11 protein-coding genes are annotated in these 8,751 nt (G+C 68.8%); 5 read left to right on the forward strand and 6 right to left on the reverse strand.

Going from position 1 to position 8,751, the window contains the following annotated elements; translation table 11 throughout:
* Window positions 1–193 precede the first annotated feature (193 nt).
* Window positions 194–604: a DUF1810 domain-containing protein gene (locus VJ655_RS01460; protein WP_324097591.1), complete on the reverse strand. Its 411-nt coding sequence runs from the start codon at window positions 602–604 to the stop codon at window positions 194–196.
* 34 nt (window positions 605–638) lie between these two features.
* Window positions 639–2,111, reverse strand: coding sequence for a hypothetical protein (locus VJ655_RS01465; protein WP_324097592.1), 1,473 nt, complete (start codon window positions 2,109–2,111; stop codon window positions 639–641).
* Between the two features lie 212 nt (window positions 2,112–2,323).
* Between VJ655_RS01465 and VJ655_RS01470 the strand changes: the two genes are divergently transcribed.
* The 3 genes from VJ655_RS01470 (at window position 2,324) to VJ655_RS01480 (ending at window position 5,202) form a co-directional block, all read left to right on the forward strand.
* Window positions 2,324–2,653 (forward strand): PadR family transcriptional regulator, encoded by a 330-nt coding sequence (locus tag VJ655_RS01470; RefSeq protein ID WP_324097593.1) that lies wholly within the window; start codon window positions 2,324–2,326, stop codon window positions 2,651–2,653.
* A gap of 32 nt (window positions 2,654–2,685) precedes the next feature.
* The gene (locus VJ655_RS01475; protein WP_324097594.1) at window positions 2,686–3,657 is read left to right on the forward strand and encodes an HAAS signaling domain-containing protein; all 972 of its coding nucleotides are present in this window, start codon (window positions 2,686–2,688) and stop codon (window positions 3,655–3,657) included.
* A gap of 408 nt (window positions 3,658–4,065) precedes the next feature.
* Window positions 4,066–5,202 (forward strand): cell wall hydrolase, encoded by a 1,137-nt coding sequence (locus VJ655_RS01480; protein ID WP_324097595.1) that lies wholly within the window; start codon window positions 4,066–4,068, stop codon window positions 5,200–5,202.
* Here the strand turns inward: VJ655_RS01480 and VJ655_RS01485 are convergent.
* Together VJ655_RS01485 and VJ655_RS01490 are read right to left on the reverse strand one after the other, a co-directional pair.
* On the reverse strand, window positions 5,162–5,962 hold the full coding sequence (locus VJ655_RS01485; RefSeq protein WP_414646918.1) for an SDR family oxidoreductase: 801 nt from the start codon (window positions 5,960–5,962) through the stop codon (window positions 5,162–5,164). The two genes, VJ655_RS01480 and VJ655_RS01485, sit on opposite strands and share 41 nt — an antisense overlap.
* Window positions 5,963–6,298: 336 nt before the next feature.
* Window positions 6,299–6,478 (reverse strand): YegP family protein, encoded by a 180-nt coding sequence (locus tag VJ655_RS01490; protein ID WP_324097596.1) that lies wholly within the window; start codon window positions 6,476–6,478, stop codon window positions 6,299–6,301.
* A gap of 147 nt (window positions 6,479–6,625) precedes the next feature.
* Between VJ655_RS01490 and VJ655_RS01495 the strand changes: the two genes are divergently transcribed.
* The gene (locus tag VJ655_RS01495) at window positions 6,626–7,537 is read left to right on the forward strand and encodes a carbon-nitrogen hydrolase family protein (RefSeq protein ID WP_324097597.1); all 912 of its coding nucleotides are present in this window, start codon (window positions 6,626–6,628) and stop codon (window positions 7,535–7,537) included.
* Here the strand turns inward: VJ655_RS01495 and VJ655_RS01500 are convergent.
* The gene (locus VJ655_RS01500; RefSeq protein WP_324097598.1) at window positions 7,534–7,884 is read right to left on the reverse strand and encodes a DUF3147 family protein; all 351 of its coding nucleotides are present in this window, start codon (window positions 7,882–7,884) and stop codon (window positions 7,534–7,536) included. The genes VJ655_RS01495 and VJ655_RS01500 overlap by 4 nt on opposite strands.
* A 51-nt stretch (window positions 7,885–7,935) precedes the next feature.
* Between VJ655_RS01500 and VJ655_RS01505 the strand changes: the two genes are divergently transcribed.
* Window positions 7,936–8,301 (forward strand): VOC family protein, encoded by a 366-nt coding sequence (locus VJ655_RS01505; protein WP_324097599.1) that lies wholly within the window; start codon window positions 7,936–7,938, stop codon window positions 8,299–8,301.
* On the opposite strand, the gene VJ655_RS01510 is transcribed toward VJ655_RS01505, so the two are convergent.
* Window positions 8,298–8,751: GlxA family transcriptional regulator (locus tag VJ655_RS01510; RefSeq protein ID WP_324097600.1), on the reverse strand; the 454-nt coding region annotated here is incomplete at its 5' end. The genes VJ655_RS01505 and VJ655_RS01510 overlap by 4 nt on opposite strands.

The following is an 8,751-nucleotide window of genomic DNA, read 5'->3' on the forward strand; positions in this document are numbered from 1 at the left end:
TCACCCAATTTAGTCGCCTCCCCAGGCCTTGTGCCTGGGCCCAGGTCTCAGCCGACGGTGAATGTGAAGCCAGCGCGCCCACGCCGTCGGCGCATTCTGATAGGTTTCCACGCCAAGCCGACACATGGGTCCTCGCCACAAGGGCGAGGAAGGCGGGGGCTTTTGTTGTTTCGCTCGTCGTCCTCCGTCCCCCTCACAGCCGCTCCAGGGTCCGAGGATCTGGGGCACCGCCGAAGTACTTGGCCAGCGCCCGTCCGAAGGCCGGCTCGTCCGGGGCCGCCGCCTGGAACAGGGTGAGGCTGGAGCGCAGCTTCAGGTCGTCGGGCGAGCCGAACACCGCATGGGCGTCGCCGCCGGGCAGGGCGGTGATCGCCGCGACGACCTCGCGAAGCCGCGCGCCCAGCACCGGATGGGCCAGATAGGCGCGAGCCTCGGCGAGGTCGGCGATGGCGTAGAACCGCGCGGTCGGGCTGGAGCCCAGGCCCGCGATCTGCGGAAAGACGAACCACATCCAGTGGCTCGCCTTGCGTCCCCGCCGCAGCTCGGCCAGGGCGGTCTCATAGGTCCCGGCCTGGGCCTCGACGAAGCGGTTGAGATCGGTCATCGGACTTGCTCCAGGCTTCCAGGGAGATCGCCTTTCAAGGAGCCTGCCAGAGGTCCTCGGTGCGATAACGCAGGATGCGGCCCACGGGCTCGACGGCGGCGATCACGTCGGGACGCTTTCGCAGGGTCGCCACACGCTCGCCCTGCGCCGCGTTATGAGCGGTCGCGTGGGGAGAAGACGGAAGATCCTGCAGCATCACGAGCGTCACGCGCCGCAGTCCCGGCGACTTGAGCCGCTCGATGACGATCGCGGCGGCGGCGTCCAGGTCGTTGACGCAGAGCAGGGCGTCCAGCGTGTTGCCCTTCGCTTCATCGCCCAGGTCCCGAAGCGCCTTCAGCGCTGTCTGGGCGGTCGCCGCGTCGCCCAGGTCAGCCGCGGCGCAGGCCTCGGTCTTCAGGGCCACCGAACGTCCGTAGGCGGACATGCGATCGAGGCGCACGCTGGCGACCGTGGCCAGAGCCGCCTTGGAGCGCCCAGCGGTCATCTGGGCGACCGCCAGGTTCAGCGTCTGGCTGACGTTGGACTTGCCGTGCTCGGGCGTGCGGGCGCCGGCCTCCAGCGCTTCGATCGATTCCTCCCGCCGTCCCAGGTTCGCCAGGATCTGGTTGCGAACGTTGTGCGCCCAGGCAAGGCGCTCCTCCAGGTCCACGAAAGCGTCCGGGGCGCTGTTGGCCTTGGCCAGGGCGGCGTCGATCACGATCAGCGCCTCGGAGAAGCGACCAAGATCCATCAGCGCCTCGGCCTTGGCGGTGGGGCCGCTGATCCGGTCGCCGTTGGCGGGCAGCAGGGCCTCGACCGCCTTCAACCTCGCCAGGGACCCGACCTTCGGCGCGAGCCGGGCGACGGCGCCTTCGTCGACCCTGTCGAAGCGTTTGTCGGCGCGCATGCCGATGAGGATCTCGTCCTTGGTGATGAGCCTGGCCGCGGCCTCGGCGTCGGCGCGGCGATTCCGGGCCAGCAGGCCAAGCACGTACTCGGCGCGCTGGCTGCTCAGATCCTCGAAGGGGTCCTGGGGCTTCCAGTTCGCGAACAGGGCGTCCGACAAGGCGAAGGCCCTGGCCTCGCCGTCGGGCGGCCGCCCAGCCTCGGCCATCCAGTAGAGGATGGTCGCATCCGGATATGTGGCGGTCGTTTGGGGATAGCGCGTCGCCAGCGTGGTCATGGCCGACACGGCCTCGGTCTTGTCGCCCGAGGTCGCGCCGATCCGGAAGCGCAGAATCCAGTCCTCTTCGCTGGCCTCGGCCATGCTGGTGGCTTCGACGATCGCGGCGCGAGCGGCAGGCCAGTCCTTGGCGTCCGTGGCGATGCCGGCGATCAGCAGCACCACGGCGTGCTGGATCACCGCCGGCGCGGTCGAGAAGTACGGCGAGCGACGCGCGCGCTCCAGCACTTCGCGGGCGTGGGCGTAGTCTCCCTTCTGCAGGTCGACGCCGACCTCCTGCATCGCCAGGTCGAAGCTTTCCTGAGACGAGGGCGGAGGCGCCGCCCGTGGCTTGGTGTCGGCCATGACGGGTCCAGCCAAAAGCGCGGCCGCGGCTACGGCCAGGAACAAACGACGCAAGACTCGCCCCCTCGAAACGGCTCCCGAACTCAGGGTTGCAGAACAGCACGGCGGCGCGCGCGGACGCAACGTCGGAGGTGCGTTGACTCGTTCACCTACTGTGTGACATACAGTGTGCATCACACACCATGTGATGCACACTATGTGGCGCACACTCAATGCCGACCGATACGGATATCTTTGAATCGCTCCGCCAGGAGCTGCGACGGGGGACGTTGATCCTCGCCGTCCTCGCCCAGCTGCGGGAGGAGCGCTACGGCTACAGCCTGCGTCAGGCCCTGGCGTCGGTGGGCGTCGATATCGACGAAGGCGCGCTCTACCCCATGCTGCGGCGGCTGGAGGCCCAGGGGCTGCTGGCCAGCGAGTGGCGCGAGGAAAGCAAGCGCAAGAAGCGTTTCTACCAGCTGTCGGACGAGGGGAAGGCCGTGCTGGCCCGCCTGGCCGACGAATGGCGCGCGATCAACGCCGCCCTCGAGCCGCTGCTGTGAGCGCGGCCACTCTTTCCGAAGGACCCTATGACATGAGCGATCTGGTCGATCGTTACCTGGGCGCCGTCGCCGCCCTGCTGCCCAAGGCCCAGCGCCAGGACATCGTCGCCGAACTGCGCGATCTGATCCTGAACCGCGTCGAGGATCTGGAGGCCGAGCGCGGCCGTCCCCTCGATAAGCGCGAGATGGAGGACCTGCTACGCGAGATCGGCCATCCGATCGCGGTGGCCGGCCGCTATGGCCCCGCCCGCGCCCTGGTTGGTCCGGAGATCTATCCGTTCTGGCTGTTCGGGGTGAAGGCGCTGCTGGCCATCGCCGCCCTGGCGGCGGTGATCCCGGCCGGGGTGGCGCTGATCACGGCCCATGGCGACGCCCGGCTGGTGTTGCGCATCGTCCAGGACTTCATCCCGACCGCCTTGAGCCTGATCGGCGCGGCCACCCTGATCGCCGCCGCGATCGAGCGCGGCTGGATCAAGGCCGATGGCTTCCGGAACTGGAAGGTCAGCGACCTGCCGCGTGTCCCCGACGGCAAGGGCCTGTTCCTGAAGAGCCGCTTCGACGGGCTGTTCGAACTCGTCGCGACCAGCCTGTTCATCGCCTGGTGGACCGGCGTGGTGCGCTTCCCGATCGGGCCGGTGATCCAGTCGGAGCGCGGCGAGGTGATCCTCGCGGTCTCTCCCGTATTTCGTCAGCTCTACTGGCCCATCCTGGCCCTGGCGCTCGTGCAGGTGGTCTCTTCCCTGTCCCTGGTGGCGAAGCCAGGCTGGACGGTCGTCCGTAACCTGGCCGAGATCGTCGGATCGGTGGGCGGCGTGGCTCTGGCCTGGGTCTTGTGGCGCGCCCAACCGCTGGTCACGGTGCTGGCGCCTGACGCCTCACCGGCCGGTCTCGCCAACCTTCAGCGCTCCCTCGACCTCACCTTCCAAGTCATCATCGTGGTCGCCATCGCCATCCATCTGAGCAAGGTCATCGTGCACGGCTGGCGCCTGGCCCGGGGTCGCTAAAACCGGCTCCGCGTCAAGCTTGGTTTAAGGTTCCGTGTTAACCTTTTTCCGAGGGCGGACGAGCCGGGCGAGGGGCGTCGCCGAGCGCCACCATGGGTGGAGATCAGGCCGCGCAAGGGTTTTCGGGCGTAAAAAAATCGTTGATCGCTCCCGTCTAGCTTTCCACGCGGATTCAACGGATTAACGATTTGGCCGCGTCGCGCGCCCTCGCCAAGGGGCTTCCGGCGGCCCCCGAACGCTTGCGAGTCGGTCACCGATACGTCATAAGCCGCTATCAGCGGGATCTTGGCCACGTCGTGATACGGCCAGTCCCCCGCTTCGAAGGCCTCCCCGACAGTGCTTTTCCGGGGATCTCGAAGCGGTTTTTGTCGGGGGGCCGGAGCGCCCTCGCCGCGCAGGACACGAGTTTTGTATATCAAGTCGCAGACGCGCGCGGACGCGCGCGGGCTGGTCGGCGCCGTATTGGTCGGATCCATCACGGGTCTGGCCCTGGGCGGCGTTTACCTTATGGGTGGCCTGGCGCAGACCGCCACCACCCACGCCCGCGTCGCCCGCTTGGCCGACGGCGCCTCGGGGAGTTTCTCCGACGCGGCTCTGGTCAGCGCGGCTACGCGTATGGACCCCGGCGCCCTCGCCGTGGCCAAGCGTCACGATCCCTACCTGTTCGCCGCCGTCGACCAGCGCGACCGCCAGTCGGCGCAATTGGCCGCTCGCCTCGAAGGCGCCGGCGCGAACCTTCTGCCCGGACAGAGCGGCCGCACCGGCCCGCTGATGCTGCGGGCCAGCTTCGGCTCGGCCTTCGCGCCCGGCTCGGCCACCCCGTTCCAGCTGGGTAACGCCCTGGAAAGCTCGCGTGAGCTCGAGTGCCTCGCGGACGCGGTCTACTATGAAGCCCGTGGCGAGACTCCTAGCGGCCAGGCGGCCGTGGCCCAGGTGGTCATGAACCGCGTGCGCCACCCGGCCTTCCCGAAGTCGATCTGCGGCGTGGTGTTCCAAGGCGCCTATCACCGCACTGGCTGCCAGTTCAGCTTCGCCTGCGACGGTTCGATGCGCCACGCGCGCGACGTCAGCGCGTGGAACCGGGCCCGCAAGATCGCCGCGCGGGCCCTGACCGGGGCGATCTCCAACGAGGTCGGCTCGGCCACCCACTTCCACACCACCAACGTCTCGCCCGGCTGGGGTCCGCGCCTGCTGCGCGTGGCCCAGGTGGGGATGCACATCTTCTACCGCTTTGGCCGCCACGGCGTGACGTCGACCCGTCTTCCGACCGTCGACGACATCGCCCCGTCCGACATCGCCAGCCTGACCGCCGACGGCAAGCCGCCGGTCGTCTACGCCGCCAGCGCTCTGGGCCGCGTCGAGCCGGTCTCGACCGCGTCTGGCCAGGGCGGCCCGATCGGTCCGGTCAGCGAGCCGGCCTCCGCGCCGATCGCCACGGCCGCCGACAAGCCGGCCGCGCCGAAACCGATCCCGGTCTCGGCCGACCGCGCGCCGTTGGAAGGCATCAAGACGACAGTAGGGGCTGGGAGCGGAGCTGCTTCCTGACGACGCCGGGCATGTGGCTGGTGGCGAAACGCATCTGCTTGGCTCGCTTGCCCACGAAATAGTGCAGGGCCTTGCCATGCACGGCGTCCCAGACCGCCTGGGCGGCGTCCTCGACCGGATAGACCTCCATGCCCCCGGCGCGCAGGGCGTCGGCCATGTGCTCGTTGCTGCCTGACGCCCCGGCGTTCAGGATCGGCGTCTCGACGAACCACGGCATCACGCAGGCGACGCTGACCCCGTGGCGGGCGTATTCGATGTCCAGCGCCTCGGACAGGCCTCGCACCGCGAACTTGGTGGCCGAATAGACCGCCAGCTTGGGCGAGCCGTAGAGCCCCGCGCACGAGGCGATATTGACCAGCCGCCCGCCGGCGGCCTTCAGCAGCGGCAGGCCCGCCCGGGCGCCGTTGATCACGCCCTTGATGTTGACGTCGATCTGGATGTCGCAGTCGGCGTCGGACAGGTCCTCCAGCACCCCGAACCGCGCGACGCCGGCGTTGTTGAGCAGGACGTCGGCCTTGCCGTTCGTCTCCTTGCCGAAGTCGCCCAGCGCATTGGCCCAGCCCTCGCGGTCGCGCACGTCCAGCGGATGGATCGAACCGTTGTCGGGGCCGATGGCCCGCAGGGCAGCGGCCAGTCCCGTCCGGTCGATGTCGGAGAGACCCACGAACCAGCCGGCGCCGGCGAAGCGCTTGGCGCAGGCCAGGCCGATGCCGCTAGCGGCGCCGGTGATGAAGATGCTCTTGCGACCGTTGGCGGCCATGGCTTCGTCCCTCCCATATCATTGTTATCAATGATCAGAAGGCGAGAAAGGCCCGGGGTCAAGGGACTGAGGTCAAGGGACTGAGGTCAAGGGATTGAGGTCAAGGGACTGGGGGTCAAGAGGCGGGTTCGTTCCTCCTCCCCCGCTGGGCGGTAGGAGGCGAGGCTCGAGAGGTTGAGCCACTTCTTTCGTCATCCGGCCGAAAGACCACGTAGCGGGCTGTAGAGCCGGGACCCAGGGGCGGCCGCATTGCGCTTGGTCCCTGGGTCCCGGATAGCCTCCACGAGGCTTCCGGGATGACGACGGATTTGAAGCCTTGAAGGCCTGGTCCAGATCCTAATCCGTCTGGTCGTCCGTCGGCGCGTCTGGGCCGTTCTTCTTGATCGACTCGATGGCGTTCTTGGCCGAGGCCTTGGACGCGTAGCCTTCCGTCCAGAAGATGCTTTCGCCGTTGTAGGTGAAATAGGCGACGAACTCGCCCGCCTTGTTCTTCTTGATCTCGAACTTATGGGCCATCGGCTCTTCTCCTTTTTGCGTGGAAGATCGTCGGCCCCCCGACCTGCGAACCGTCGCCTTGCCGACAGGGGGTTGTCAATCGCGGGCGGACTTGCGCCGGACGAAGGCTACGGCTCATCCTGACCGGAACAACAGGGGAGAGAGAGCGTGAGCCTGACGGTCGTCACGGCCCAGTTCGCCGTCTCGGCGGATATCGACGCCAATCTCGCCGCGATCGAGCGATTGATGCGCCAGGCGGCGGCGACGGGCGCGGCGGTGGTCCACCTCCCCGAAGCGGCGCTCTCGGGTTATGCGGGCGTGGACTTTGCGACCTTCGAGGGGTTCGACTGGCCTCGTCTGGAGGCGGCGACCCGCCAAGTCATGGCGCTGGCCCGCGACCTTAAGCTCTGGACCGTGCTGGGCTCGGCGCATCGGCTGGGCGAGGGACGCAAGCCGCACAACTGCGCCTATGTAATCGACGCGGCGGGCGCCCTGGTCGATCGCTACGACAAGCGCTTCTGCGCGGGCGACGCGGCGGGTCTTGGCGGCGACCTGGCTCACTACACGCCGGGCGACCACTTCGCGGTGTTCGACATCAAGGGCGTGCGTTGCGGTGTGTTGATCTGCCACGACTACCGCTATCCGGAGCTTTACCGAGCCTATCATCGGCGAGGCGTCAGGCTGATGTTTCACGGTTTTCACGCCGGCGGCCTTTCGGACGAACGCTTCGCGGACATGAAGGCGGGCGTCGGCCAGCATCGGCTGACCGGTGGGACGACCTTGCCCGGGATCACCATGCCGGCCGGGATGATCGCGGCGGCCTCGAACAACAACATGTGGATCAGCTGCCCCAACTCCTCCGCGCCAAGGAGTTGCTGGCCGTCGTTCGTCGTGCGTCCCGATGGCGTGATCCCGTCGGCCTGCGAGCCCGAGGTCGAGGCCTGGCTGGTGACGGACATCGATCCCGCCGCGCCCATCTACGACAGCACCGTCGCCTGGCGCGACCGGGCGATCGACGGGGTGTTGCACTCTGGAACGTTGGTCGAGGATCCGAGGTCGCGGGACCGAACGAGGCTTTAGAGCTTCAGCCCGAACCTCGGCCCCGCCCAGACCATCGCGGCGTAGAGGGCCATGGTCAGGACGCAGCCGGCGGTCAGGGCGGCCCAGAACGGCGCGCCGCGCTTCAGCAGCGCGGGGATCAGCAGGAACATCGGCAGCGAGGGCAGGACGAACCAGAAGGTCCCCGTCGCGTGGTCGGCCAGGCGGACGGGGTCGCGCGTGTCGCGCCACAGCCAGATCATGCCCAGCACCGAGACCAGCGGCAGCGAGGCGACCAGGCCGCCCAGGCCCGGATAGCGCTTGGAGATCTCCGCCACGGCGGCGACGATGACGCCCGAGACGGCGGCCTTGATCACGAGATAGAGCATGCGGTCGAGCCTGGACCGAACCGGCGTCCGGGCCAAGGGCGGGAGGCGATAATGACCATCCTGGCGATCGAGCACGTGCAGCTGGCCATGCCGGCGGGCGGTGAGGACAGGGCGCGGGCCTTCTATCGCGACCTGCTCGGGATCGCCGAAACCCCCAAGCCGCCGCACCTGGCCGCGCGCGGCGGCTGCTGGTTCGAGGACGGGGCGGTGAAGATCCACCTGGGCGTCGAGGCCGACTTCCGGCCGGCGCGGAAGGCCCATCCGGCCCTGGTGGTCGACGACGTTCGGGCCCTGGCCGAACGGCTGAAGGCAGCTGGCGTCCGGGTGGTTGAGGACGAACCGCTGGAAGGGTGGGATCGCGTCTATGCCGACGACCCGTTCGGCAACCGCATCGAGCTGATGACGCCCAGGCCCTAACTCGCCCGCGCCGCCCGACGCAGGGCCTGGGGCGGCTGGCCGTAGGCGCGGAGGAAGGCGCGGCGCATGCGTTCGGGGTCGACGAAGCCGGTCTCCAGGGCCACGTCCTCGACCTGCAGCGGCTGGCTGTCGAGCAGGGCGCGGGCGGCCTCGACGCGCAGGCGCTCGACGGCCTTGGCGGGTGTGACGCCGGTTTCCTGGGCGAACAGGCGGGCGAAGTTGCGCGGGCTCATCGCCGCCCGGTCGGCCAGCTGCTCGACGGTCAGGGGCTCGGCCAGGTTCTGGCGCGCCCAGGAGAGCAGGGCGTCGAAGCGGCCCGGGCGCAGGTCGATCAGGGCCGAGTGCTGCGACTGGCCGCCCGGGCGGTGGTGATAGACCACCAGTTGCTGGGCGGTGCGGCGGGCCACGGCCTCGCCCTCGTCGGCCCCGATCAGGGCCAGGGACAGGTCG

Source organism: Caulobacter sp. (assembly GCF_035254145.1).
In the GTDB taxonomy this organism is placed as follows: domain Bacteria; phylum Pseudomonadota; class Alphaproteobacteria; order Caulobacterales; family Caulobacteraceae; genus Caulobacter.